This window comes from Providencia sp. TYF-12 (assembly GCF_041344805.1).
Lineage (GTDB): Bacteria > Pseudomonadota > Gammaproteobacteria > Enterobacterales > Enterobacteriaceae > Providencia > Providencia huashanensis.
Genome location: NZ_CP166833.1, coordinates 4209823 through 4235186 on the forward strand (window position 1 = coordinate 4209823; position 25364 = coordinate 4235186).

25 protein-coding genes are annotated in these 25364 nt (G+C 34.8%); 6 read left to right on the forward strand and 19 right to left on the reverse strand.

The genetic code is table 11. The features are described 5' to 3' along the window. Window positions 1–9: 9 nt before the first annotated feature. From mtnK to ABE954_RS19740, 12 genes are all read right to left on the reverse strand, one after another. Complete coding sequence (mtnK, locus tag ABE954_RS19685) at window positions 10–1275, reverse strand: S-methyl-5-thioribose kinase (RefSeq protein ID WP_371025662.1); 1266 nt, start codon at window positions 1273–1275, stop codon at window positions 10–12. Window positions 1276–1910: 635 nt separating this feature from the next. Next, entirely contained in the window at window positions 1911–2669 is a 759-nt protein-coding gene (locus tag ABE954_RS19690) for a hypothetical protein (protein ID WP_206227294.1), read from the reverse strand. A gap of 39 nt (window positions 2670–2708) precedes the next feature. Then, entirely contained in the window at window positions 2709–3221 is a 513-nt protein-coding gene (locus tag ABE954_RS19695; RefSeq protein ID WP_371025663.1) for a fimbrial protein, read from the reverse strand. A 63-nt stretch (window positions 3222–3284) separates the two neighbouring features. Then, window positions 3285–3812: a fimbrial protein gene (locus tag ABE954_RS19700; protein WP_371025664.1), complete on the reverse strand. Its 528-nt coding sequence runs from the start codon at window positions 3810–3812 to the stop codon at window positions 3285–3287. A 10-nt stretch (window positions 3813–3822) separates the two neighbouring features. Then, window positions 3823–4371 carry a fimbrial protein gene (locus tag ABE954_RS19705; RefSeq protein WP_129466546.1) on the reverse strand — a complete coding sequence of 183 codons (549 nt, stop codon included), beginning with the start codon at window positions 4369–4371 and terminating at the stop codon, window positions 3823–3825. Window positions 4372–4412: 41 nt separating this feature from the next. Next, window positions 4413–4931 (reverse strand): fimbrial protein, encoded by a 519-nt coding sequence (locus ABE954_RS19710; RefSeq protein ID WP_129466548.1) that lies wholly within the window; start codon window positions 4929–4931, stop codon window positions 4413–4415. 17 nt (window positions 4932–4948) lie between these two features. After that, window positions 4949–5548 (reverse strand): fimbrial protein, encoded by a 600-nt coding sequence (locus ABE954_RS19715; RefSeq protein WP_129466550.1) that lies wholly within the window; start codon window positions 5546–5548, stop codon window positions 4949–4951. Window positions 5549–5573: 25 nt separating this feature from the next. Further along, window positions 5574–6314 carry a fimbria/pilus periplasmic chaperone gene (locus ABE954_RS19720; protein ID WP_042845648.1) on the reverse strand — a complete coding sequence of 247 codons (741 nt, stop codon included), beginning with the start codon at window positions 6312–6314 and terminating at the stop codon, window positions 5574–5576. 40 nt (window positions 6315–6354) lie between these two features. Beyond that, entirely contained in the window at window positions 6355–8862 is a 2508-nt protein-coding gene (locus ABE954_RS19725; RefSeq protein WP_210845991.1) for a fimbria/pilus outer membrane usher protein, read from the reverse strand. Window positions 8863–8902: 40 nt separating this feature from the next. Further along, window positions 8903–9370 carry a fimbrial protein gene (locus ABE954_RS19730; protein WP_166686566.1) on the reverse strand — a complete coding sequence of 156 codons (468 nt, stop codon included), beginning with the start codon at window positions 9368–9370 and terminating at the stop codon, window positions 8903–8905. 132 nt (window positions 9371–9502) lie between these two features. Beyond that, window positions 9503–10072: a fimbrial protein gene (locus ABE954_RS19735; protein WP_042845650.1), complete on the reverse strand. Its 570-nt coding sequence runs from the start codon at window positions 10070–10072 to the stop codon at window positions 9503–9505. 143 nt (window positions 10073–10215) lie between these two features. Beyond that, the gene (locus tag ABE954_RS19740) at window positions 10216–10506 is read right to left on the reverse strand and encodes a helix-turn-helix domain-containing protein (protein WP_048605919.1); all 291 of its coding nucleotides are present in this window, start codon (window positions 10504–10506) and stop codon (window positions 10216–10218) included. Between the two features lie 1158 nt (window positions 10507–11664). Here ABE954_RS19740 and ABE954_RS19745 point away from each other — a divergent pair. From ABE954_RS19745 to ABE954_RS19760, 4 genes are all read left to right on the forward strand, one after another. Continuing rightward, window positions 11665–12486, forward strand: a complete 822-nt coding sequence (locus ABE954_RS19745; protein WP_129466555.1) for a winged helix-turn-helix domain-containing protein — start codon at window positions 11665–11667, stop codon at window positions 12484–12486. Between the two features lie 7 nt (window positions 12487–12493). Further along, window positions 12494–12988 carry a FidL-like protein gene (locus tag ABE954_RS19750; RefSeq protein WP_042845652.1) on the forward strand — a complete coding sequence of 165 codons (495 nt, stop codon included), beginning with the start codon at window positions 12494–12496 and terminating at the stop codon, window positions 12986–12988. A 746-nt stretch (window positions 12989–13734) separates the two neighbouring features. Next, the gene (locus ABE954_RS19755; protein WP_154638039.1) at window positions 13735–14232 is read left to right on the forward strand and encodes a hypothetical protein; all 498 of its coding nucleotides are present in this window, start codon (window positions 13735–13737) and stop codon (window positions 14230–14232) included. 1 nt (window position 14233) lies between these two features. Next, on the forward strand, window positions 14234–14587 hold the full coding sequence (locus ABE954_RS19760) for a hypothetical protein (RefSeq protein WP_154638038.1): 354 nt from the start codon (window positions 14234–14236) through the stop codon (window positions 14585–14587). A 127-nt stretch (window positions 14588–14714) separates the two neighbouring features. Here ABE954_RS19760 and ABE954_RS19765 read toward each other — a convergent pair whose 3' ends face one another. The 6 genes from ABE954_RS19765 to ABE954_RS19790 all read right to left on the reverse strand — a co-directional run bounded on the left by ABE954_RS19765 (window position 14715) and on the right by ABE954_RS19790 (window position 19405). Then, window positions 14715–15539 carry a DUF932 domain-containing protein gene (locus ABE954_RS19765; RefSeq protein WP_154638037.1) on the reverse strand — a complete coding sequence of 275 codons (825 nt, stop codon included), beginning with the start codon at window positions 15537–15539 and terminating at the stop codon, window positions 14715–14717. A gap of 61 nt (window positions 15540–15600) precedes the next feature. Beyond that, window positions 15601–16041, reverse strand: coding sequence for an antirestriction protein (locus ABE954_RS19770; protein WP_154638036.1), 441 nt, complete (start codon window positions 16039–16041; stop codon window positions 15601–15603). Between the two features lie 171 nt (window positions 16042–16212). Further along, window positions 16213–16551: a hypothetical protein gene (locus tag ABE954_RS19775; protein ID WP_371025665.1), complete on the reverse strand. Its 339-nt coding sequence runs from the start codon at window positions 16549–16551 to the stop codon at window positions 16213–16215. 95 nt (window positions 16552–16646) lie between these two features. Next, window positions 16647–17111 carry a hypothetical protein gene (locus ABE954_RS19780; RefSeq protein WP_154638035.1) on the reverse strand — a complete coding sequence of 155 codons (465 nt, stop codon included), beginning with the start codon at window positions 17109–17111 and terminating at the stop codon, window positions 16647–16649. Between the two features lie 303 nt (window positions 17112–17414). Continuing rightward, window positions 17415–18302 (reverse strand): GTPase, encoded by an 888-nt coding sequence (locus ABE954_RS19785; RefSeq protein WP_154638034.1) that lies wholly within the window; start codon window positions 18300–18302, stop codon window positions 17415–17417. Between the two features lie 131 nt (window positions 18303–18433). Further along, on the reverse strand, window positions 18434–19405 hold the full coding sequence (locus ABE954_RS19790; RefSeq protein ID WP_154638033.1) for a hypothetical protein: 972 nt from the start codon (window positions 19403–19405) through the stop codon (window positions 18434–18436). A 663-nt stretch (window positions 19406–20068) separates the two neighbouring features. Here ABE954_RS19790 and ABE954_RS19795 point away from each other — a divergent pair. Together ABE954_RS19795 and ABE954_RS19800 are read left to right on the forward strand one after the other, a co-directional pair. Further along, the gene (locus ABE954_RS19795) at window positions 20069–20644 is read left to right on the forward strand and encodes an inovirus-type Gp2 protein (protein WP_154638032.1); all 576 of its coding nucleotides are present in this window, start codon (window positions 20069–20071) and stop codon (window positions 20642–20644) included. 202 nt (window positions 20645–20846) lie between these two features. Beyond that, on the forward strand, window positions 20847–21065 hold the full coding sequence (locus tag ABE954_RS19800; protein WP_154638031.1) for an AlpA family transcriptional regulator: 219 nt from the start codon (window positions 20847–20849) through the stop codon (window positions 21063–21065). 403 nt (window positions 21066–21468) lie between these two features. Here the strand turns inward: ABE954_RS19800 and ABE954_RS19805 are convergent, their stop codons facing one another. Further along, window positions 21469–25251, reverse strand: a complete 3783-nt coding sequence (locus ABE954_RS19805; protein ID WP_371025666.1) for a DNA-binding protein — start codon at window positions 25249–25251, stop codon at window positions 21469–21471. Window positions 25252–25364: the final 113 nt, after the last annotated feature.

Here is a 25364-nt window from a genome sequence, read left to right on the forward strand (position 1 = left end):
GAATTCCTCTTACTGTTTTTTAGCTAATTGGATAACTGAAGCCATCTCTTTATAAAGACTGGCATTGACAATAAGCTCGCGAGCCATGGTAAGTGCGCGTTTTTCGCATTCAGCACGAAGAGCAATGTCTTTAATTTGTTTAAACTCTGCCACCCCTGCGAATCCAATTATGCGGCGGTTCATTTCCATTCCCGCATTGACTAAGGAATCTTCAAGTAGTGTGGCAAAGAATTGGTCTTGGGCTTCCTGTAAAGCTTGGCGGCCGAGTTCATGTTGATAGAGTTCTGAAGGCCACGCGTCCCCTTGTGTTTTTGTATTCCATAATTGGCGGAATTCTCGAACAAAAACAGACCAAGTTGAATCGACTTGGTCAAGTAACCAGTTTTGATATTCAACACGACTTGATGGATTTTCATCCCATGCTGGTCTAGAAAAGAAAGCCATCAGTAAATTGCCAATATAGTTACCAATATCAAACGCCATTGGTCCCATAAATCCAAATTCAGGGTCGATAACTTTTGTATCACTCTCGGTGACCATTACTGAGCCTAAATGCAAGTCACCATGTAACAATGATTGTGCTTCAGTCATAAATTTATATTTATAACGCATGGCAACTTGGATCATTTCTTTATCTTGCCACATCTTTTCTACTGCTTGGTCTAGCTCAGGGGATAGCCAATTATTACGTTCGGCATTGAAATATGGCTCAGTGAAGATCAGATCTTCAGTAATTTTACAAAGCTCATGATTCAGAGAGAATTGAGCGGTCAGCGCTTTTTTCTGATCGGCTTTCATACCGATATCTGAGGTATAAAAAAGAGTTTTGGCAATAAATGTCCCAATATCTTCAGCAAGTTTTGGGAATTTTTTACCTGCTATCACTTCTTTACGCAGGATGATATGAGGTGAAAGGTACTCCATCGCAAACAGTGCCATTTCTTGGTCATAAAAATAGACTTCAGGAACTAATTCATGGCCTGCACAGCGAGCTTCTTGAGATAAAATATTGTATTCAAAACCTGCTCGAGTCAGGGACAATGGCCAGCTTTCCCCTCCAGCCCTGACCCATGGTAGTGCCTGTTTTACCACAATTGTTTTTTGTGTCCCTTCAACAAGAAACACCATATTCAAATTACCATCACCAACTTCATTTACTTTCCATTGATTAGGCTCTCCACCTAACGCGCATGACGAAGTCAGTTTGGAAGCTAAATAAATTGGTAGTGTTTCACACGTCAGCGGCTTGTAGCCTGCTGGAATTGAGTCCAACATAACAAATCCCCTTACTGTTGTTTAATCGCCTTATACTTTACATATGCAAAGTATACATTATCAATTGTAAAAGTTAATGTGATCTACGTTCACTTTCTGAAAGCCAATAAATTGAGATACAGGTAATATTTAGCCTAAAGACGATAAAAACCACCCTGAGCATGATTATCTTATGTTTTATATAAAGTTCATTTGTATAGCTATATAGAGGATAACCCTCACTGCTACAGTGGTTAAATTTTCTCAGTATTGAGCGCTAAATATTTCTTATCTAATTTACGAACGCTTCATTTTTAAGGATAAAACTGAATGTGATTTTAAGGCGGGGTGGTCATGGCTAGGTATATATAGGTTATTAGAGTAAAAAGAGAGGCTTTTAGCTATATTCATTCAGAGTATTTGCTATTTAAATACTATATTTTTAGTCATTATTTTTATACCCACAAATCTCTCCATATTGAAAATTCATTAGCTACATAAATACACACCAAAATAAATGATTAAGTACTGATATACATCATCCTCCCTAATGAGGATTTCACATTCCCCCCTCATCAGGAGGGGATCGTAGGTATATTTAGGCAGGGCTGGTTTTGAATTGCATTCAATTTTCTAAATAGTGTTTTTTCTCTAAACTAAACAATATTGAATACAATTACTGTGCTACCTGAATGCTGTCCTGCTGTTGGAGCTGTGCCGCTTAATACCGATTTAATTTTTAAGGCCACTGAATTGGCAACCGAAATACGACTACCGTTTGTGACACTAACACGAGATTTTACACCGCCACCTAAATCAATATCTGGAGATGGGACTTCAATTGAAACTGTTGCGGCTCGATTACAGCTTAGTTGAATAGTTGCTTCTGCTGTATGCCCATTAACTTGCCCAGCATTTAAAGTACCGTGTGTAATATTAGCATCACCATTTACGTTACATTGGACATTAACAGGCGGTACTGGTGTACAAGGGGAACTATAAATTGAAAAAGGCCTCCCTAGTCCTAATGCACCTGAACTTGCAGGGATTGCGCCTATACAAACCTCCCATTGGCTTGGTTGCCAATTCCATTGCCATGTTGCTATTCCTGTTGCACCAAATCGGCGAATAAACATATCATTCGCCATCTTCCAGGTCATTCCTGCTGTAACGGGTATACTTCGACCATTAAAATCAATAACACTTCCATTTTCATAGTATAAAACCACACCATAGCTACATTGAGAACCTGCACAAGGTATTACTGTATTTTCAGCAGGATTATTGCTTCCAGTTGTAAACCACGAAGCGATAACGAATAAGGGTGCTGATTGACCGACGTTTGAAAGCATCGTACGATCAGCGTGAGCGATGCTCGAAAATAAAAAAATAAGAATAAAAATAACTTTTGGCATAATAAATATTACCTTCAATTTTCAATAACCATTTAATTATTATTGGTATTCAACCACCAAAGTGGCGCTTGCAGTAAACGTGCCGCCAGTCAATGTGCTATGGCTCATTGTAAAAGGCGCGGCTGTCAACTTGGGTCTTAAGCTGTAATTAAAATTAGCCCAGCCATTTAAATTTAATATATTATTTCCAAATCGGAATATAATTGATAAATTATCTCTACTTGTCCCTAACATTGTGGAATATATGCCATCACTCCCAACTATTCGTAGCTTTAATGCAGGGTTATTTGCACCATCAGAACAATTTAAATTAAAAGGAATTTCCCTTTGATATTCTAAACCATTAATTTTAGGTACAGAAATATCACCAAAATCAATAGTAATAGGTTGATTTGGATTTATCGATGATGTGATATCACAAGTCTGCTGTAAAACAATCACACTAACATTCGTATTAAATATTGCAGCATTAACGTTAAAATTAACAAGAAATATAAGTATGGATGTTATACCATTTACAAATCCCCTTTTATATTTTCTAGATTTATTCATTTAAATCACCTATTGGTCTTTCATTAGAATTCAAATACGACATTTTTAAAATTTACTTGTATATTAATTGAAATCCAAGGTGTAATAGAGCATAGCCGTAAACTCACCAGGTATTATTTTTGTTTCATTTTGACTTTCAATTTTAATAAAGGCATTCAATTGAATCGCCATTGTTCCATTTGAAATAGCAATAGGAGATAACACTGAATTCATAGGTATCTTTTTCCCAGAGCTATCCATTAAACCTATGACAACACCTTTCGCTGTACTACTAGGATTTAGCATTAAATAGCCATCCGAAGTTACATTACCAGCAGTACCCTGAACTGATAGTGAAATTGTATTGGCAATAGATACATCACAATCTTGTAAAATAATAGAAAATGGTTTTAGTGATGTTTTTTCATGTAAATAAAGCTGTTTATCAACAATAACACCAAACTCAACTACAGTTGGCGTACTCTCATCTATTGTACAAGGTAATGAAATTAACGTGCCTTCATACTGAACTGTATTATTATTATCTCCAAATGAGGTTGCGCATAGCATCATTAGAAAACCCAAAAATAGGCCAGAGTTTATTTTTTTCATATTAATTTCCTTAGGGGTAATTAATGGAAATTGTTGCTGTTGCTGTAAATTTCCCTTCTATTATCGGTGTAGTAGGCTTGGCTATTTTTACGGGTATAGAATATAGCGGAATCTGTAATTTACCATTATTTGTCATAGTAAGTTTTTTCTTATCATTCGGTGCAATAACGGTACTATCTGTTGCGTTATATAAACGAATCCCTATACCAGCTCGGGAAGTTTCTAATGCTTTTTCATCAAATAATACTGGGTTCCCCATATAATTTAGCTCTAAAGACACGTTACTGCCTAAATTAGCTCCACAGTCAATATTTAAAGACCAATTTTTTTGGAACCGTTTACCATCAATACGTTGAATCGCTATCTTACTAAATTGAATATTAACTGGTTTATTGATGCCTTCTGTTCCATAAATATCGCATGGAGGTGTATCAATAAGATTTCCTTTAAATGATAAGCTCGTAGAGTTATTAGAAAAAACATTAGGGCTATTTAATATTAAAAATATAAATAAGAAATAGTTTATCATCTTAGCGAAAATGTTAACTGTTTTTATCATAGGGAAACCTTTATAGATACACTGAATAATAAATTTTAATCTTATTCATACTCCGCTAAAAGCGTTGCAGTTGCAGTAAAACTACCCGCTGTAATATTAGCTGCTTTAGCATTAATTACTGGATTAGCATAAATAGGGTCTCGACGGCTATTTGGAAATTTTATAGGGTCAAGATTTACACGAATTGTAGATAAATTTGTAGATCCACTATAAAATGAAATACCTAAATTTGTATTGCTCGTTGTAAGTAAACTTGTATTAAAACTAGCAGCAGTCCCCCTTATACTTAATGAAAGCCCTGTATTATTTGGCGCATCACAAGTCAATTTATATTTAATCTCCTGCATATAATTCATTCCAGTTATATTTCTAATAACCATATCTTGAAAGTCAATAGTAATTTCATTACCATTTAACCCTGTAATTTCACAAGGTGGGTTCTGAATTAAGTTTCCTTTGAAATTAATCCTTACAGAATTCGCCGCTAATGCAGATGGAATTTGTATACTCAAAATAGACACTAGGGTAGAAATTATTAAAATACTTATTTTCTCTTTCATTTGAATTTTACTCAGAGTTAATCATAATTTAATTGAAAGCTAATAACCGATGAAAATTTACCTGGCGTCATATTCATCGAAGTTCTAACAGGAATCACACTGTAAGTTAAAATACTTTGCCCTTGTGGAATTAATTTAGGTTTTGTATATTCCCCTAGAGTAATAGTATTTCCTTGTTTATCTTTCAGTACTAAGCCTAAGCCTTCAATACCTCTAATTGAGATATACTTCGACATATTTTCACTTTTAGTTGTGACGAACCTTATTGAAAACCCAGGTTGGTCATTACTCCATGTCATATTACCAGAGTACGGATCTAGCATGTTAACGGGTGTTGCAAGGCAATCAAGTAGTTCAATATAAAACGGATACTCATTTCCCATAGAATGAATACTGGGAAAATCTGCTGTTTTTAAATCGCTAATTTCAATATCTTGATACATTGAATGCATTGCAATACGACACGGACTTTCTGTTAGTATTCCTTTCACATGCACTTGCCCATGCTGCCCATCAACATCCCAATGATTAATTGGAAATTGATTTTCTGCAAATGTCATTCCAGATATAGAAAATAGTAATAGAACAGGATTCCATTTTTTTTGAAAGACATTCATCTTATATTCCTTTTCTTAAAGAGTATCAGGATTTCTGTTCTTCTACTTGACAGTTCATTTCTTGGCAGCGGAAATGTAATTCAGGTCTACCACCGTAATCATTGATATAAATCAGTACGGGGTTATTACCTAAAACACTTGTACTTACACCTAATTTTTCGCTACCAAATGGTGCGATCATTATTGGAGCAAAATCATTTGGATCGGTTTTTAATCTGTCTGAAAATGCATTTAAAATTGTGACGTAATATGCCGTTGGATTTTTGACAATGACCTCATGTCCTGATTTCTCTAATGTGATTTTTTCTTGCCATGGTTTTTCATCATCTTTTGGAACGATAGCTGCTGGGCGATAAAATAATTTTATTCGCGTTTGTAACGCAATTTGCAATACATTATCTTTATCACTTTTAGGTGGCACTTCGCGCAAGTTAAAATAGAATAGGCTTTCTCTATCTTGTGGTAACTCGTTTATCGTTGGCATTAAATCAATTTTAATTTGGCTAGATTTACTAGGCTCTAAACGTTGAATTGGTGGCAACGCAACTAATGGCTTAGTAATTTTCTCACCAGTTTGGTTTTCTAACCAACCTTGAGCTAAGTAAGGTAGCTCAGGATTATTATTGTTTATATTTAAAGTGACAGATTTTTGATTACCGTCAAAAATAATGCGAGTGCGATCTAAAGAAACACCAGCGAAAGACATGTTTGCCAATAAAATGCTGGATAGCCCTATTAATAAACTGTGGGATAATTTATATTTCATAATTTATATACCTTTACTTTTTCTTTATTTAGACATTAGATTATTGGTGATTTTCTCGAACACAAAGTGCCAATAACCCTCCCGATAAGTCATCCAACTTTTTGGGAAAAACAATTTTACATTCTTGGTTAGAAGATAAATTTACTCGCATTACTTCATCGGCATTAATTCCACTCAAATAGGTATTCCCTTCGTCGCCGACAATACCGGTGTTTTGCCCTTTACTATTTTTAACTTGGGAACCAAAAGCGGGATATGTCCCATCTTCTAACCTGATAACGACCATACCTTTTAATCCTGATAACACATCAAAGTGTCTATAACCAACGGCTCCTTCCGTTAATGTTGCTTGTTGCACTGACTGCTGCGCATCTGCATTATCGGGTAAGTTATTTAAATCAATTTGTATATTATTTCGGTTGTAATTACTCATGTCGCTAATGACTGCTTTACCAAATAAATTCGTTTTAACTGCAATACCTGAGCCACGAATAGGAATATCAGGAACACCATCTGTATCAACCAAGAGCCGAGTTCCCCCTGCAAGGCTAGAACCATGGAATGCCCCACCTTCTGGTGTTATTGTTAATCCGCCATTTGCACTAAACCCAGCGGCACGATACTGATTCATCGCATAGCTAACGTTAGTAGAAAGCCAAGCATCATTTCCTTGATATGAAAAGTACCCACTTGTTGTCGCGCCTTTACGATTGTTTCCGATGTTAAATTGATAATTCATTCTTTCTGTTAATGTATCGAAATAGGATGCATTATTTGAAACATAGTCATGACTTATATCCATCGAATAACCGAGGCTTGCAGAGCTTCCCCAAGGTATAGAGACTGAAAAATAAATGCTATCGTCACTTTTTGAGTCTGTTTGCTGCCTATTTGCGGAAACAGTTGCACTAATATTTTTCCAACTGCCTATATCAAAATATTTTGATAGCATTAAGCTGTAATAATCATTGGCTGGTCGGTCCCAATAGGTTTGGTGGTTATAGTTAAAGTACAAAGAAAGACCACTTTCAATAAAGTTCTTATTAATTGATAACGTATATAATTCTTTGCTAGAGCCATAACGCATACCTGTTACTCGAAAATCTAAAAAATCACTCATATTCATAAAATCTCGTTCTGAAAAACGATAACCAGCAAAGTTAATTTGACTGTTATATTCCTCAAAACGCTTTGAATAATTCAGACGATAAGATTTACCTTTTAACGAACCATCGTTAGGAATATTTGCAATAGACTGCGTGATATCAAATGAAAGCGCGCCAAAAACCAACAGGTCACGACCAATACCAATAGATGTTGATTTATAGTCTTGACTACCTAATATTCCACCAAATAATGACCAGCCATTACTGACTCCCCATGAAAATTCTCCCATACCGAAGCTCACACCTTGACGGTGGCCTTGGTTATCAATAGGTTTTCCCGTTGCAAATTTATATTGAACCTGACCTGGCCGTGTTAAAAAGGGCAGACTGGCGGTATCAACATCAAATGTTTGTGTGGTCCCATCTTGCTCAGCAACTGTAACATTCATTTTTCCTGTAATTGCATCACTGAGGTTTTGAATACGAAATGGGCCTTGAGCGACCTGTGTTTCATAAATCACTCTTCCTTGCTGACGTATAGTAATTGTGGCATTTGTCTTTGCTGTTCCAACTATTTCTGGTGCATAACCACGTAAGTTAGGCGGCAGCATGTTCAAATCAGATTGCAATCCAAGCCCAATAAACTTAAATGCATCAAATACACCTGAATTTAAAAAATCCTCACCTAGAGTTAATTTTGCTTGCAAAGCGGCTATCGCTCGATAAGCATAGATACGATTCCAATCAAAATTATGTTGAGTTGTTTTTTGTTCTCCAGTTGTACGATTGATTTGAGATTGCCATTCACCACGGAATCTCCATGCACCTAAATTAATACCCGCTACACCATTTCCACTTAAAGATGATGATGTTTGATCTTGTTCAAGCGAATCGTTAATTGCTCCATTTATATTGTAGTCAAATAATAAAGCCGAAATACCATGATCCCAACGACTAGGAGGGTCCCAGTTTTCATAAATTTGTTCTAAATAGGCCTGAGGGACATTAATATTAAGTGAAGAGGTAGATAGATCCCCTTCAACAGACATCCCATCTAAACTATTTAAATTTAAGCATTGGCCACCCTGTTCCCATAATGCTTTATTTAAGGCTTCTTTTGTTAACCCTAATCTTTCGACAATATCTGGGGAAAGGCAAGCCACACTACCTGAATCTGAAGTTTCACTTTCATTAAATATAACTGACATTTCAGATAATGAATGACCATTAATATTAATTTTCAAGTTATACGTACCAGGCATAATAAATCCAATACGATTAAATTGTTCTAAATCAATATTGTTTCTATCTTCTACATCTAATACATCAGTATTAAATTCAATTACCCTAGCAAATGTGGTAGTCAGCATACTGCTATAGAGCATTGATATGATCAAGCCTTTTAATATATATTGTCGTATTTTATTTTGCTTAATAGGCATATTAATTTCCTGACTACCCAAAAATAAATTTCAAATATCTTCAGTGATAATCAACTTTAAATTTTATTGTTGTTCTATATCCACCTGACTTTAGAGATAAACCATTTCTCATAAGCTTCACACCATATTTTAAGTTTGATTCCCCAGGTATTATTGAGTGTTCTTTAAGAGGAATACTGGGATATATTAAATTTCCTTTTTCATCTTCTAGAGACAATGATATTCCTTTTGCGTGACCAAATAATTCGAACAAATTATTTTTGGCTGGTCCATCGAATGTTAATGTGAAATAATTCCAATGCTTTCCTGATAACGTTTCTAAATGGCAACCAATTAATTTAATTGAAAAATACTTTATTGGACTATGACCATATTGATTTATAAGACTCATTGGAATTACACCCATATCTATTGATTGGTCATAAGAGTCCATTGAAATAGCACATGCTGTTTCTAAAATGCTTCCTTGCATATTTACCTTACCAATAATAGTATTGTTATCAGCCAAAGAGTTATTGGCTCCTATAATTAATAAAATTAGGAAGCCCGTGATTTTCCTGATAACAATCATTGGTGGTATGTCCTTTATTTAGTATTTAGTGTTTTCCTAGTAGGTCAGCGCTTAATATTTTGCAGAAACTTAGTTATAAGAAAGAACAAAGTTTGTAGTTGCTTCAAATTTGCCTGGGTTAACTTGTGCACCTGAAACACCTTGCAAAGCAGCTTGGAATCTTAGTGAATTATCGCCTGCAACAAAGTTTTGGGTTGTAGAGCTATTCAGGTCAATTTTATTTCCTGAAACTGTCATTAATTTAACACCAGCACCTTGTCCATCACCAGTAATTTGAATTAAACCAGTATTATTACCAGAATTAACCCATTCAGTACCGGTGAATTTTACATTAACAGTATTATTGTAAGTTAATTCGACTTCTTCACCATCTTCATTTGTACCTTTATATTTTGCATTTAAAGTACAACCTTCCAGTTTAATTGCGAATGGTTGAGCTGAAGACATACCACCTGATTCAAGTGTTGTATTAGAAATTTGTCCTAATGGTACTTCTTGGTTTTCATCACCCGGTGCAATTGAACATGGCGCTGTAATAATTGAACCACTGAAATGAACTTTACCAGTACCTGCATCAACTGCTAATGCTGACGCACTCATTGCACCAAAAACCATTGTTGCGATAACTAACTTTTTCATATATTTACCTATATAAATTAAAATAAATTAATAACCGAATGATTATTAACATTGACACTAAGCTCATACCTATTTATAGGCATGAGTAAAACCCTTAATTACTCTAATTAAGGAAATCAGTTTTAAAATTTAAAATTAGACAATTAAATTTTGTTCGAAAAATTATTTGCAATAACGTAGTAATAATAATCAGACCAATCCTTGCCAAGTGCATGCAAATAGTTATTTAGCATATCGATCGATATATTACACAACCCATTCTCATAACGAGAAACTTGCTGTTGACTCAGGTATAATAATTTTCCAACTTCAGTACCAGACAAACATTTTTCTATTCTAGCTGATTTTAAAAACTTACCTGTTTCTTTTGTAATATCTAATCCATTGATATATTTAACTTCACTTTTTATCTTATCTACATTTTCTACAAACATAGCCAAGTCTCCTAAAAATATATTTTAATCAATAATCGATTAGCTTAAAACCATAGCCAGATTCTAAATAATAAATTCTAATATAATAATAAGTCATTTAACGGAGGAGTATTTTTTAACTCAACTCATTTGATGTCGCTTACTATAGATTTATCCAATATTGGAGTAAAAGTGTTTTAAGCAATGAAAAGCGAGCTTTTAGATAGGTATTACCTATTGAAAAATATAAAAATATATATTATAACCTATTAAAATTAATTATAAGTTATTATAATCTTATATATCAATAGGTTGAAGAAATTTAGTTAATCACGTTATAAATTATGTTTTCGTTAACATTGTCAGATTTAATATTTAGTACTCATATCTTCACCTATCATACTTGCAATTTGTTACAGTTATTCAATAAAAGATATATGATAACTTTATTAAAATAACTTATATAGATAGTCAAAATATGACAATTACACTATAGAATAAATATTACCTTTAGTTTTAGTTGATAAAATAGATATTTGTTTTAAGACTACCTACAAAGAAACTGAAGGGGTAAATAAGACTTTTGCTTTTCTGTCATATTAGTACCGTAGCTAAATTTTAAAGCCTAACAAAGCTCATCTATAAAGGTGATTTTACTTACTCGTTCTTTCTGTCTAAAGAAAACAAGGAAATGGAATAAATGAATCATTTCAACAGAAATGTTGGAATGTAGAGGGGATTATTTAGTGTAACTCAAAGTAGATACAAACACGGAAAACAGGTAACCCATTGTTTATTAAACTTTAATTATCCCCAGAGTAGGATCATATGACTATAGTATTCTAGGTGTAAAAAAGTACTTCTTATAAATCGAATTAAAAAACCAAACTTTATTAAAACTTAAAACTATAAGTCTAAAAAATTTATTTTTTTAGACTAAACAGCTAGCTCACCTCTTTGAAAACCTTCCTTTCTAACTGACATCACTCCATTCTCGTGTAATAATTTGGTTGTTATTCATATTAATTGTTAAATCAATCATTCATGCTTTAGATTAAGAAAACCACAAATCAATGTGTTGTAAAATCGTGAGGTAGTGCTTAATATAATTAACAGACTGACTGTAAGTGAAATTTATAAACTTAAAAATCATTTTTAACAGAGTAAAAATTATAAACAATGATATATATATTGAACAATTGTATAGAATATGATTCTGAAACTGGTGAGATAATTCAGCTAGGCTCAAACAGCGAAGTGGCCAAGCTTACACCTATTTTAAATCGTATTTTCAGAGTATTAGTCGAAAATAATAACATGATCATCCCAAGAGAAGAGCTTTTAAAAAAAGTTTGGGATGAGCATGGTTTGACTGCCTCAATTAATACATTAAACCAATATATCAGTGCTCTGCGAAAACTACTTTATCAGCACCTTGAGATAGATAATGCAATTTTAAATATTCCTAAAAAAGGTGTTATTTTATCTTCAGAACTCATTATTACACAACGTAACACCGAGCTTGTTCGCCATAGTGAAGAAAAAGGAGATACAGAAAAACTTGATGGAAGGGATAAACTACCTTTAATTGAGCTTAATACACATAATCAAGTCGCGGTATCTTCCGTTATAGCTAAACCCCGAGTATGTTATACGTTAAAGCGTAATTTCTCATTGAAAATTATACTTGGCTTAAGCGTCATTTTAACACTGGCTTCAATGTATAATTTATTTTTTGGTGCATTAAGCTTTGACAAAGTTAATACGTACCTTGTCAGTACAATAGGGTCATGCCCTGTTTATTCATTTAACAGTAATTTTGACGATAAAAATAATTCAAAAGATATTGATAAACATGTAAAAGAGTTTAATTTACAATGTAATAACAGCGCCATTTTTTATTACTACAGTAACCATAGTAATGCTCAAGTAGAAAAACAAACCCTACTGACTAAGTGCGAAGATAATAAAATATGTATTTCAACTCGAATAAATTGGTAGGTTAAGAATGAGAAAAATTACTATTTTATTGTGTGTCATTGCATTATTGTCAGTTGGCCTATTTTTTTATTCTGTGACTGTAGAGGACAACAAATACTGTAGTGCACAAATTAACTCAAATTTTGAGTCTCCCTTATACCCTAAAGCTGGATATGAAATTGACTTAAGGATCGTCCATCAAAAGGATAATAGCGGTTATATAAAGTTGGTTGGTTCAATTTCCACGGATAAAACCTATTCCGTGAATAGAGTCGTTCACTATACTAACTCGACTATTGATGAAATCGATAATATCAAAACGAAAATTACATTAGTGAGAAAGGCAAAAAATGATAATGTGAGTGATGAAGTATTCAATCACTATTTAAAAGCATTTTCTTTTGGTACAACCAGTTACTCGAAAATTAATCAAATCTCCCCTGGAAGGTATCTCTTTTCCAGTGCATTTGGCCCTTACTTTATTTGTGGGGAACAAAAAGAAAACGAGTTGCCTCCTATCTGATATCAATAAAGCATATTGAGAGAAGATATACGGACTGAAGTGTCATAGTCAATTGGCTACCTGAATAGAGGTGTTATTAGTTCAAGGTGACCTATATGACAATGCAAACTCGACGTAATTTCAGTGCAGAATTTAATTTGAGACTAGTTTTTCCCTTGACCAGAGCTATTCCGTACTCAAAGCTACTAACGCTATAAGTGCTAGTAAATTTACTATGGATAAATGAGTTAACCAGTTAAAGCAAAGTTTATTTCAACAAGGCAATTGCTGGGACAATGCGCCAATCAAACGCGTTTTAGGTGCTTGGGTATGATAATAGGCTATCGAAGCTTTGTTGAAACTCAGCACCAAATCACCCGATACATGATTGGGTATGCAGGTAATCGATCTGAGTTGATCTTAGCGTCAAAAGTAAGGACAAGCCTTGCAAGCACTGGATTTCAGATACAAAAAAGACGTCGATTGATACCTCTTGATGTTCTTATGGTGCGAAGGCCGGACTCGCACTTTATAGACAATACATTGTTTTTGTTTGATATAAATTTATATAGAATTTTTTGTATACTTAAATGTATACTCAGTGGTTTATCTAAAGGCTAACAAGTAATATTTTATTATGTGACTCAGTTCAATAAAATCAAAACCATTATAAAAACAGTTCATTTTTAAAAAATTATTTAGGAAATGTTTGATAGAATATTACTCAATCTACAATAAATAAGCTCTATAATAAACAAGGAAAAATTATGTCATTGAACGATATAAAAAATCCAATTTTGTATTCAGCTATGACAATGCTAGCCTATAATATCAATAAAAAATATTATGGCGATAAACACTATATGTGGTGTACACCATATTTTGGTTCAGATTTTGACTCCCCACACTTTACCGTACCACCTAGCTCATCTCCTTTAGAAATATACAATACGTTAAAAAAAGAAGTAGATGGCTCAGATCATCATAATACGAAGATTGAGCTAAACAAGATGGGAATCCGTAATGGGGCATCAATTATGCTAAAACTAGGCAAAATTGATCAGGAGAAACATGATGAAATTGTATATATTACTAAAAATGCTAAAGATCAACATTTTAGGCCTCTACTATGTGTAATCTCTCGTCTTGATGCAATCCCGTATTACAAAAAAGTCAACGTTAAAGATAGAGCAAACCCTTTATCTCATGAATATATTTTGTCAGATTTACCTCAGTCAGCTTTTGATATTATTAGGATCGGCTAAAATGAAAAATTTAGAGTCAATAATTCAAGGTTATGATATACCCGAAATTAGATCAGCCTTTTATTACTTAAGTAGATACTTAAAACAAGCAAATTTTTTTAGTGATTATCAAAAAGATTTCTTTGAAGATACATCCCAAAGCTCCCCCTCTATAAAAATAAAACAATTGACAACTTTGTTAATTGAATTTATTGAGAGAGAATCAGGAAAAAAACCTTCAGATTTTTCTGATGATGAATTTTTTTATTGGATGAATGAAATTAATAAAATTGAAGCTAATTTAGATCCAGAACCATCGAAAGAAATAAAAAAAGCAGCAGAAATAATAATCAATAGTCTATATATATCAAAATAATATATCGATTAACTAATTTAGGTTTCGGAGTTAATTATTTCCGAAACCTAAAAAATAACAATTAAATCCAAACCGCAGTCAAATAATATACTTAATATGAGACCTAATATTTATTTGGATATAAAAACTAATAACCAAAACACTCATACATCTTTTCTGTCATCACCCAAAGAGCTTTATTCAATTTAATGTCCCCATCAATGCCACTCACCGAACGTGTGCGAGCTCGCTTGCCTTTAGCGTTCCTACCTGATAATCCTCCTTTAATTAAATTCTCCTGTAAGCGTTGATATACCGTCCACAGATCATCTTTCTTATCCTCCCAGCGACGCGGCTGCAATACTTGTTCCTCGGTAATCGGTTGATGCTCTTCACCAAAGCGATACGTCAATGCCGCTTGTGCTAAGGCTTGCTGTGCTGGTGGCGGTAACATGAGAGATTGCATTTGTTCACGCTTTTCAGCAACTGTATCGAAGGTTTCCAGTACCTCATAGGCTCCTTCAATTACCTTGCCTACAACATCGCCTTTATGGGGCACACGTATCTCACCAAAGGTATCTCCACAAACTAAACCATTTTGGCATACCGCTCTAAATAGCCCCGGCAGCATTTGATAACTACTCGAACCATCATGGCTATTCAGTAAGATGATTTCAGGTACTTGTATTCCTGTGATTTGGTCATGGCGACGTAACCGTAACATGTGCTTGGTGTGTTCTCGACGGCTAGCATCACGTACACGAGTCTGGCAAGCAAAAAACGGATAGAAGCCTTCTTTTTGTAGGCTATCGAGCAAGCTAATGGTTGGGATATAAGTGTATCGGTCACTTCTAGATTCGTGTTTTTCTTCAGAGAACACACTCGGTACAGTACGGAATAATTCTTCAACTGTTAATGGACGGTCGCGACGAATGCTATTCGCCGCACCAAAGCGGGAAGCTAAACGAGTCATAATGAATTTCCTTGAAAATAAATAAGATAGGTAAGACTGAGAGAATAAATTAAGGAAGCAGTTAATCGATAAGATGAAAAATAGCTGAACTTTCAGGATGTTGAATGGCATAGTCACGAAGCTGATAGAAACGCTCGACCAATACTTCACTTTTGGTTCTAAATGACCACTGGCTATACAGCATCAAACAGATGGCAACGCCTGCTGCTTCAGGGCTGAGACTCGCTTCGTTGCCATTATGCATATTGAATAGCGAGAGTTTTTCAGGGGCCAAATCAGGATAAATAAATGCACCGCCGTTGGGTAATGTGCAGTATTCCCAATAGCCGCCAGTGTACTCATCGCAGAACTGGCCCATGATAGTGAAAATTACCACTTCAAACGTGGCGAAGCCTTTCACTGTGCCAAAGTGGGTTTGCCAGAAATTTGAACGAGCAGAAAGCGGAACGACATTTGCATGAATAAATAGATTTGATTCTAGCGCAGGATAAGAGGAAGACATGTGATTACTCCATGTAATAAAACAATAATGAATAATAAAAATGGTGCTTGAGAAAGATGAGGGATAATCTGTTTTTACAGTAGGTGTACGAGAGGAATAATTAAATTCAGGTAGCCTGCCATTATGAGCAGGCCATAAAAGATAAGAATTAAAGTAATAATATTAACACGTTCATTTAAAAGTCCATGAACCTTGGTTTGTATCAACAACCACTTCGAGTATATTACACGGTGTTCCTGCACGTTTACCCGTGAAAATACGTTCATACGTGTTGCCAAAATTCAGCCTAATAGGCTTCCAAGGGAGGTACTCTGCATCTTTACAATTGCCTCGATTAACGATGATTCTCTTGATAATTACACTATCGACATTCGAAGTAATATACACTTTACTGTATGTACGCCCTGCATTACTGGGGCCGGATTTAAGTTGGATAGGTGCTTGTTCAGCATAGACAGAAAAAGCACTGAGGCCTAATAAGAGTGCACAAATTTGTTTTTTCACAATCATTATATTGGTCGCAAATAGAAGAGTAATAGAAAAGAAGGCCATAGCCGTATCTGGCAAATGATGCAATATGGCTCATTAGCTGTCATGAGATATGACTAAAGGAAAAATTCAGCGAAACAACCATCATCACCAAATTCAGGAAGAATTGATGCCGCTCCATTGAGTGTAAAAGTCGCGGGCTGCCCTTCATCGCTAGACACTGTAACTTGTTTAGCTGTCCGTAAATTATACCAAGCTGAGGCTAGATGACTTGAGCCGGCTCGGCTTGCGCTTTCGCTGATTTGAGATAGTTCCTTCCCATCAAATTTCATCTCCAAAAATTGCCCTGAGTCCATACTGATTTGATGACCGTTGATATCAGTAAAAATAATCCTTATAGGTTTATCACCTTTATCATCACAAGACAGATAAAGCTGAGATTGGCCCTGACCCAGAATGACAAACTCGGTTACGCCTTGTGTTTTGTTACTCGTCCAAGTGTGTGAGTTACCAAAAGCGTGACTGAATGTCGGTGTTAAAGCCGAAATAAAAAGTGCAGAAACAATAAGTTTTGTTTTCATGATATTTTCCAGTTAGTGATTTTGCCTATTCAGATAAAAGGCTCTAAGACTTCATTAATACGAACAAAAAGTGAGTGCTCAACAAACAACTGATGGCTCTCAATTCTTAATAACGTGACAAACCCTGCGATTTATCGCATTGATTTTTATAAATAAATTAAATTTATTGATATCTCTGAGAGATTGTATAGCCATCATTTCCGTATGGATAATGAAAAATACCGATCGGTTCGATCGACAAATTCGATCATGACAACGTAAAATAGTTTATCGATGGCTCAATATGACAATCATGCAATTGAATTAGTTAAAGAAAAATGACCAGACAGAACGCGCTGCTTGAGCAAGATGATGCGTTGTTGATTTGAGGGCGTGCCGAGCAATTTGGGGAAGTGGTGCGAAATCAATCACGCGCTCAATGATATCTACGACCGTATCACCGAAAGAGCTACGCGCATGATTGATAACCGTTGTGGTCTGATAGGCATTTTGTAGATGCGGGATTAAGGGACTGCGAGCCTGCTTTGGGAGACGAGTAATAATCACCTCCACCAATTGGGGAAGGTGATATCGGCCTTTAACAGATATAGGAATGATGGTATCTGCAGAGATATGCATTTGTTTGGCGATAGCATGTCGTTTCAATGTGATATGAGCTTGCTGCTGTTTTGAAGGCTGTGCGGATGCCCAGTGCCACTGCTCTACAGGCTCTATCTTATCAACTTGATTCAAAACCCAAGTAATAGCCGGTAGCTCTCCGTTATACTCCGTGAATACTGTTTGATAAAACTTTTCTTCAATAGAAAATGCACGGTCATCGGCTTTCAAAACCCAAAACACCATATCGAGTTTAGGTATCCACTTACGATAGAGTTCACGATATTCCTCATCACGCGCTTGGCTTTCTCCGACACCGGGTAAATCAACTAGCGTTAGTGTGTGCCGTCCAAAGCGTAACTTGACCTGTTGGGGCTGCCGAGTACAAGCGACAACAGCATTGACAACACAAACTTGACTGCGAAATAAGGCATTACACAGACTGGATTTCCCGACACCAGTCTTGCCCATGATACCAATCACAGGCTGATAGGTAACAAGCTGATTGAGCTCTTTTAATAAGGTTTGACGCAGTGAACGAGGGTAGCGTCGGAGATGACGACGAATAAGGGCATTGCCCGATAATTTTTTCATATTAACCTCAAAATAAATCAGCCACCCAAATGGGTGGCTGATGGTTTATTGAGATATCAAGGATGAGATATCACTAAAATGATATATATCTGAAAAAATTTTAAACTTGCTATTTAATATATCTAGAAAGACTATTCTTTTTTATCATACATATATTCTATCAACGCATTGACGACATCCTTTTTAGACATTACGTTAAATCGTTTTTTAAGTTCATCCAGCTTAGGAATATTTTCTTTTTTGATATCAAAATGCACATCAACATAGCCTTCTTTATTTTTTCTATTTTTCCAAGAAGAGAGTGCACTCGCCATTTTCATTTTTAAGTTTTCAGCAGCAAAAACACCTATATCTGATGATAAGTATAGGTAGTCAAAAAAAGCGATTAAAACTGATTTTTTATTAACATTATATTTTTCACCTAGGCGAAATATAAATTCTGCGCTCTCATTACTCACAGCAACAACTAACGTATTCATACCTAAGCGTTGCAAGTAGTTATAACAATAATTTATTTCACCTACATCATTCATACCCATAAGCCAGCTGAAAACTGAATTTTCGTCTAAGCCCATGCACCTTTCATAATATTTTTTTAATTTTTTTTCATTCTCATGCCTTCCACTTCGCTGACTTCTTGGCTCAGTGAATTTATCAAACCAAGCAATGATAGAGTAATAAATAGAGCCAGATTGAAGATTAAGTTTGTTATTTTCTTCTATACCGATTAAATCATCAGGTTTAGTATCCTTAATTAATAAGGTTAATAATACTAAAAAACATGCTCGCTCATCACTTTTCAACCATTCAAATTCACTTTCTCGAATGCCGTGATTATGATAATTATTTAACATTCTATCAATGAATTTATTTATATCACCATCATGATATGTAAATTTATTTATCGAGTTTTCTATTTGTTTTTTTATATTACTAATATCATTGTAATTCAAATCTGAAATATAAGCTCGCCAATTTCTATAACTCTGTAAGCGATGAATATAATAAATTAATTCCCTTTTATTACTATTCAATAAGACATCATACTCAGAACGTGTCTTCTTACTAAATTCCGTTGAGTAATCATTATAATTAAAAGCCATCTCCCCCTCCAGTAAATCACGCCGTGATAATTACAAGATGCTACCATTAAAACCTCATGATTTATACTTGTTTTTCACATCAAATTTCCATGATTTATTCATGACTAATTTTGATAAAAACAAGCTAAATTCCAGGTGCTCAATCACAAAAGATGCTTTTCATGGAAGAAAACAATTCTAATGTAGTACCTACTTGTCATCAAGGAGCGCTTAGTCAAAGTCTGAACATTCAAAGCACTCAAATCCTAGACAAGTTAACCCATGCTTTCCCTCTCCATTTTTTAGTTAAAATATTTCATTAAGGTTAATTAGTATTATTTAATAAAGAAGGTAATTGACTAATCTATCTACCCAAAATAATACTGAATTTAATCTAGTCACTTATTCACATCCATTACTATGAAAAATAGCAATTAGATTAATGAAAGATGGGTTACACATAAAATATTTCATTTAAATTTTATTAATCTAATTTCTAAAAAAAATGCTTAAATTATTACCTACTAATTTTTTCATTTTTACTAATTTAATAAGATTTCTTAGTAGTCTAATGATTGATGGCAAGGTCCCGCCTAGAACTATCATGATTTACTTTCTATTTCATTCAAAATTTAAATAGTGCCGTTATCCCATGAGAAACATTAATCACTGAGGATAACCATTATGAAAAGCGCAATTAATTTTAATCACAAACCAGACTATTTATTACAACATGATTTATTTAATCATCAAGATGATCTATTTGAACATTATTCAAAACTTCTCATGTTGCGTATCGATTTTGCTTATCGTAAAGACAGTAAATCATTTAAATATGCCGATATTCATCAAATCACTTCGGATATGACATTGTTAATTGAACAAGTAAAAGATATTTCTAGCATTGTAGGTTTTGCATGGGTATTAGAATATGGAGAGCAACATCGTTTGCATATTCACGCAGCATTTTACATTAATGGTCAACGTCATCAGAAGGTATGGGGTTTCTGGGAAGATATTCGCGATATATGGGACGAAGTTACTGAAGGTGAAGGTTATGCACACCACTGTGAACCAAAACCATATTATCCAGTTCCTGGTGAGTGTGTTATTGAATATTCCGACGAGGATGGTCGTAGTGGTATGAAATATATATTAAGTTATTTAGGCAAAGATAGTCAGCGTACAGAACGCCGTATTTATCAGCTCAGCGATATTCCGACTGCAAAAAAAATTGGAAGAAAACGAAATAAAAAATAGGTGAATGAAAACTGGCATCATAATTTCATCCCCCCTAACTCAGGGGGGAATTCTTCATACATGGGAAACAGTCATTAAGCTCGATCTAATCTTTCATGCTGAATCAAAAATAACGCCAGTCAGTTATTGTTTGAAGGATTCCCGCAACTCCCATTATACCTTTTCGAATCCTTCTCCTTTTCAATTATCGGAGAAACAAACAATGGCTATTCAAACAACTGGCACCCCACTACTGAACGACCAATTCATTGACATGAAATTTATCACAGCACTAACGGGGTTAACGGATAAGTGGTTCTATAAGCTCATTCAAGATGGTGAATTCCCTAAGCCTATCAAACTAGGGCGTAGCTCACGTTGGTTACGAAGTGAAGTTGAACAATGGTTACAAATACGAATTGATAAATCGAGAGAAAACTAATGCATTATCCTGCATATTAAGCTACCAGAGCTTGCCTCATCTCACTTAGAAAAGTTCATCTTAATTTCACACAACCTGATCTATACCAGCAAATTTCTTTGAGCATATCTGATTAATATAACTATTGAATCACGCTAGCTAATGTTCATACGAACAAAACACGCGATCAGTGATATTATAATTTAAAACTACTCATTGGTAGTTGTTTGTCGTAGTTAATTAAAACTGGCCACTTTAAGTGTTTAATACTTTTAAAGTAGCCAGCTAACTTATCAAGTTTAGCAAAGCTAACTAAATTACTAAGTAGCGTCATTAAACCCACAACAAAAACAGAAGATATTTTCATCGTAAAAGTAAACAATCCGAGTGCAAAATAAGCGTTTAACAATGAGCTAATTTATGGTCAATAGCGACATTGGACATGGTATTTTCCTTCCTCTTTCAGTGACCACTTCTTAATTAGCTCTGCCTGTTCTAAGGCAGACAAAAACTGTTCAGCTTCTTGGATATTACTGAGATTCAGCGTAGCGCTTTTTTGGTTAAATATTTTGGCGAACTCATTTCCGCCAAGTTTACTGACCAATCGGCTAATCTCCGATCTTTCGTGATATCCTTTTTCTATTAGCTTAATTATTAGATTAATAGTAAAGCTATCATCGGTTGACTTTTCTATTAAAGCAATCAACTCCTCATGGGTGAAAGAAAGAGTTTCGAAAAATGATTCGCTACAGCGTTCTCGATAGATGAATAGCAGCAATGCTTTTTCTGATGGAGTAAAGTGTTGGGATTTATGAAGAGCTATCAGCATTTCCTCTAAAACAATAGCACCCTCCTCGCCAGTCAATAAATAATAATCTGTATTGGAGAAAAAAGTTTCTTTAAATTGAGAAAACCACAATACAAAAGGCTCAATGCTCTCTTTATTGGAGGATAGAACAAAACATTGTGCAGCCTGTTGGAAAGATTCAGTATTCAGAGGTACCTTATTGTTATTTATCAGACGCTGGAAGTTAGCGGGGCTGAGTCGCTTATCCCAATGATTGACATTAATGTAGATAGGTTTTAATACTGAGGCATAGCCACTATCACTGAGTTGATCGTTGCAGATAACTTTCATGTAAAGTAAATCGTATTCATCGCCCTCAATGGTTTTCATTTCTTGTTGGCTGAGAGATTGAGCGTGCTTTTCAATATACTGGGTTAATACGTCAAGATGGCATGCTTCATAAATATAAGCTAATAATGCCTCCCAGCACGGCGTCACGCGGTCATAGTGATAGAATAGATCGTGATAGGAGAATTCTTCATCGTCAATATCGATGTGTTCTGGAAATTTGTGCAAATCCGTTACTGTGAATGACATCTTTTTCAGTATTTCAACTTTAAGATCATCACTGAGCGCCGAGTGAGTCAATACCGAAACGATAGCCACACTGTCCTCGTGAGAAGAGATAAAAATTTCCTGCACAAAGGTATCAATATTACTGTCCACATATGCTTTCACACTAGGTAATGAGTATTTTGCCAATAAAGACCACGGCTGCTTATCAACGCTATCACAAGACACATTTGGATTATCTAGCAATCCTGCCACAACTACTCGGTAGTTGACCTTATCGAGAGGATACATTTGGTTGTCGGCGATAAAGCGTAATGCAGTCTGTTCGTTCGGTGTAATAGGAAGAGAAATATCGTGATAAATAACGTTGAGCTGTTTAATATTATCGAGAAACGCTTCAAGCTCACTATCTTCCAAAGAGGAAACTAAACCAAACCCTTGCTCAATAATAAAGCGTTGATAATTTTCCTGATTGTCAGAATTTTCTGGAGAAACCCACGCTATCATTTTTGTCATAATTGCAGTAGTGATATGACTGGGCTCTTGCTCATCAAGCACGGCGATCATCTTATCCAAATAGCTATTCTTGCTCAGTGAAAAGGTAATTAACCGTTTGAAATCATTAGCGCTAACAAAACGAGTTTCTAATACACTAAAAATAGCCAGGATATCCGCAGGGGACTGCTGGAAAATCATCGCGATCATTGCTGACAAAGTTGCATGGTCATTAGTACCCAAGCGACTATCCAGCAAAGCAGTAATAATTTGATGATGAATAGCACCTGAACGGTATTGATACTGCTGTTCAATCAATTCTGCCAACACGTCTTTAGGGTTATCCAATAAGAAATTTTGGTTTACTTCTTCACAGCTCATATGGCGGCCAACAGCCTTGATGTAGTCATTATCATTAATAGAAATAGTGCCCTCATGAAAGACAGAACGGAACATCATAAAATCCTGCATGATGTAGCCATTACTCAACAAATAAAAAAGAGCCTCAAAACCACCAAAGCGAAATCCATTGTGAATCGTCTCCCACTGTTTCACATCAATAATCGTTCGGTCGTTACATTTTTTAATATAGTCTTCCGCAATAGTTTTAAATTGCTCCCAACCAATTAACTTCAATAATTGAGACAACGAAATTGCATTTCGGGTACGAACACTTTCCTTAGCCTCATCAATCTCCTTAACAGTTTTTTGATATTCTTCCGCTCTATCATTCGCAGTAAGCTTAACTCTTCGGTAATACTCCTCTACTACGGAAGATGTCTCAATAGAGACACGCTGTACAGTATTATTAAGCCGATAGCCGACAAATCTTTGTTCTTGCTTATTAAAAAATGCTAAAAACTCACTCTCAGTCTCATAAAAACTTTGAGCATTATATATATGATATTGCTCATAATAAGTATCAGCTTTTTCTACAAAAGAGACAATTGACCATAGTTCAGGAGAAATAAACCGACAGATAATTTGCTTACGCAAGTCTGCATCAGAACTAGCTGACTCTTTTTTAATTTTTTCTAACTTATCCGTAAGTTGTTCTAATTTTTTATCTAGAGAATGAAAATAATTTTCATGCAATTTACGCAAACGGTAGTCGTGAATAAAAGCATACAGCACACCAGATTTTTTATCTGTCAAATTATAATCTTGTGCATAGATATTTTTATAAAATATCAGCGCGAAAATTTTAGCATGATTTTTATTATCATTAACCACTAGACTAAACAGGTTGAACTCATTGACAATATTTTGTAGTGAACGCATATCACTAATATACATAGACATTTGTTTAAGGAGTGCTAGGCTATCGGCAGGAAAGCCTTTAAGCTTGTTTTTCAGATGAGTGTAAGCATTTCGAGCATCCATCACAGGGACCACTGGTAATATAAAGTCAAAGAATTTAGTTCGAATATCTGCCCCTAAAAAAATATCATCTCGGCATGCATAAATAAACCTAATTGGTTGATTGTGTAGATTATTATTTATAATCTGGTTAATCTCCCTTAGTTTGACAAATACCTCAGTATTTCCCAACCTGTCCAAATCTTCAAAAACCACAATCTTATAGTGTGTCCGAGAAAAAAAGTAGACTATCTCATCCAAGCAATTATTGAGTAGGGAGGATGACTCTTGTGTAGTCATATCCGCGCTGCCTTGAAGGAACGCTAGTTTACTAAGCTTAAGCTTTTTATCAAAAATGCCCGCTCTGGAAGCAATTCTAACAATAAAAAATAAGCTGACTAGCCCCATTACACCACTAATCGTCAAACGTTCAGAAGAGGCATTAATAATCGTCGCTAACGTAGCTTCACTTATATCAAATAAGGACAGTAGTTTTTTAGGAAACAACGTAATCGCCAATAACAACAATGGCGCCACAACCGTCAATGCGTCTCGAAACAGAGTGAATATATGTTTTTTATTTCGGTTTTGAATACGATCAATACGAGAATCAGGAAGGTTATCTTTATTTTCTTTATATAATATCTGTTGGAGTATACTTAACTCAATCTCCGCATTCTCCAGTGGGCCTTTATTACCTTTTTCTGATAACGAAAAATCGGCAAGCGACACATTAATAAAATTTTGTTTAAGCTGTTTTTTCAGATAAGACAGAATTACTGTGCTCTTACCTGCACCATAAGGCCCAGTAATAGCAATATTTTTTACATCATGTTTTGTAAAAGCAAAATCTAATGCATCAAAATAGGGCTTAACACTATTATCAATAACTATTTTTGGAGTTAGGGCATCATATATTTCATGTTGTTCGCCATCTGTAGTGCTTACCTCTTTTTTTGACCACAGACCTCTGAGTTTAGATATAAGTATCACTTGCTAAAATTTCCTTATAAGTAATATCTGATTCTAATCATTGAATTAAATCTACACATAGTCAATAGAACCTTAATCAGTTCTAATGGAATACTTTAGCGTCGTTTAGAAAA

What these genes read in the sequence shown, in the direction of transcription:
- ABE954_RS19780 (WP_154638035.1), bottom strand. Translation starts at nt 17,111, where the DNA reads ATGAAAACAAAACTTATTGTTTCTGCACTTTTTATTTCGGCTTTAACA.
- ABE954_RS19735 (WP_042845650.1), bottom strand. Translation starts at nt 10,072, where the DNA reads ATGAAAAAGTTAGTTATCGCAACAATGGTTTTTGGTGCAATGAGTGCG.
- ABE954_RS19690 (WP_206227294.1), bottom strand. Translation starts at nt 2,669, where the DNA reads ATGCCAAAAGTTATTTTTATTCTTATTTTTTTATTTTCGAGCATCGCT.
- ABE954_RS19720 (WP_042845648.1), bottom strand. Translation starts at nt 6,314, where the DNA reads ATGAAATATAAATTATCCCACAGTTTATTAATAGGGCTATCCAGCATT.
- ABE954_RS19770 (WP_154638036.1), bottom strand. Translation starts at nt 16,041, where the DNA reads ATGTCTTCCTCTTATCCTGCGCTAGAATCAAATCTATTTATTCATGCA.
- ABE954_RS19750 (WP_042845652.1), top strand. Translation starts at nt 12,494, where the DNA reads ATGAGAAAAATTACTATTTTATTGTGTGTCATTGCATTATTGTCAGTT.
- ABE954_RS19695 (WP_371025663.1), bottom strand. Translation starts at nt 3,221, where the DNA reads ATGAATAAATCTAGAAAATATAAAAGGGGATTTGTAAATGGTATAACA.
- ABE954_RS19725 (WP_210845991.1), bottom strand. Translation starts at nt 8,862, where the DNA reads ATGCCTATTAAGCAAAATAAAATACGACAATATATATTAAAAGGCTTG.
- ABE954_RS19800 (WP_154638031.1), top strand. Translation starts at nt 20,847, where the DNA reads ATGGCTATTCAAACAACTGGCACCCCACTACTGAACGACCAATTCATT.
- ABE954_RS19745 (WP_129466555.1), top strand. Translation starts at nt 11,665, where the DNA reads ATGATATATATATTGAACAATTGTATAGAATATGATTCTGAAACTGGT.
- ABE954_RS19795 (WP_154638032.1), top strand. Translation starts at nt 20,069, where the DNA reads ATGAAAAGCGCAATTAATTTTAATCACAAACCAGACTATTTATTACAA.
- ABE954_RS19790 (WP_154638033.1), bottom strand. Translation starts at nt 19,405, where the DNA reads ATGGCTTTTAATTATAATGATTACTCAACGGAATTTAGTAAGAAGACA.
- ABE954_RS19775 (WP_371025665.1), bottom strand. Translation starts at nt 16,551, where the DNA reads ATGATTGTGAAAAAACAAATTTGTGCACTCTTATTAGGCCTCAGTGCT.
- ABE954_RS19705 (WP_129466546.1), bottom strand. Translation starts at nt 4,371, where the DNA reads ATGATAAAAACAGTTAACATTTTCGCTAAGATGATAAACTATTTCTTA.
- ABE954_RS19755 (WP_154638039.1), top strand. Translation starts at nt 13,735, where the DNA reads ATGTCATTGAACGATATAAAAAATCCAATTTTGTATTCAGCTATGACA.
- ABE954_RS19710 (WP_129466548.1), bottom strand. Translation starts at nt 4,931, where the DNA reads ATGAAAGAGAAAATAAGTATTTTAATAATTTCTACCCTAGTGTCTATT.
- ABE954_RS19765 (WP_154638037.1), bottom strand. Translation starts at nt 15,539, where the DNA reads ATGACTCGTTTAGCTTCCCGCTTTGGTGCGGCGAATAGCATTCGTCGC.
- ABE954_RS19700 (WP_371025664.1), bottom strand. Translation starts at nt 3,812, where the DNA reads ATGAAAAAAATAAACTCTGGCCTATTTTTGGGTTTTCTAATGATGCTA.
- ABE954_RS19785 (WP_154638034.1), bottom strand. Translation starts at nt 18,302, where the DNA reads ATGAAAAAATTATCGGGCAATGCCCTTATTCGTCGTCATCTCCGACGC.
- mtnK (WP_371025662.1), bottom strand. Translation starts at nt 1,275, where the DNA reads ATGTTGGACTCAATTCCAGCAGGCTACAAGCCGCTGACGTGTGAAACA.
- ABE954_RS19760 (WP_154638038.1), top strand. Translation starts at nt 14,234, where the DNA reads ATGAAAAATTTAGAGTCAATAATTCAAGGTTATGATATACCCGAAATT.
- ABE954_RS19715 (WP_129466550.1), bottom strand. Translation starts at nt 5,548, where the DNA reads ATGAATGTCTTTCAAAAAAAATGGAATCCTGTTCTATTACTATTTTCT.
- ABE954_RS19740 (WP_048605919.1), bottom strand. Translation starts at nt 10,506, where the DNA reads ATGTTTGTAGAAAATGTAGATAAGATAAAAAGTGAAGTTAAATATATC.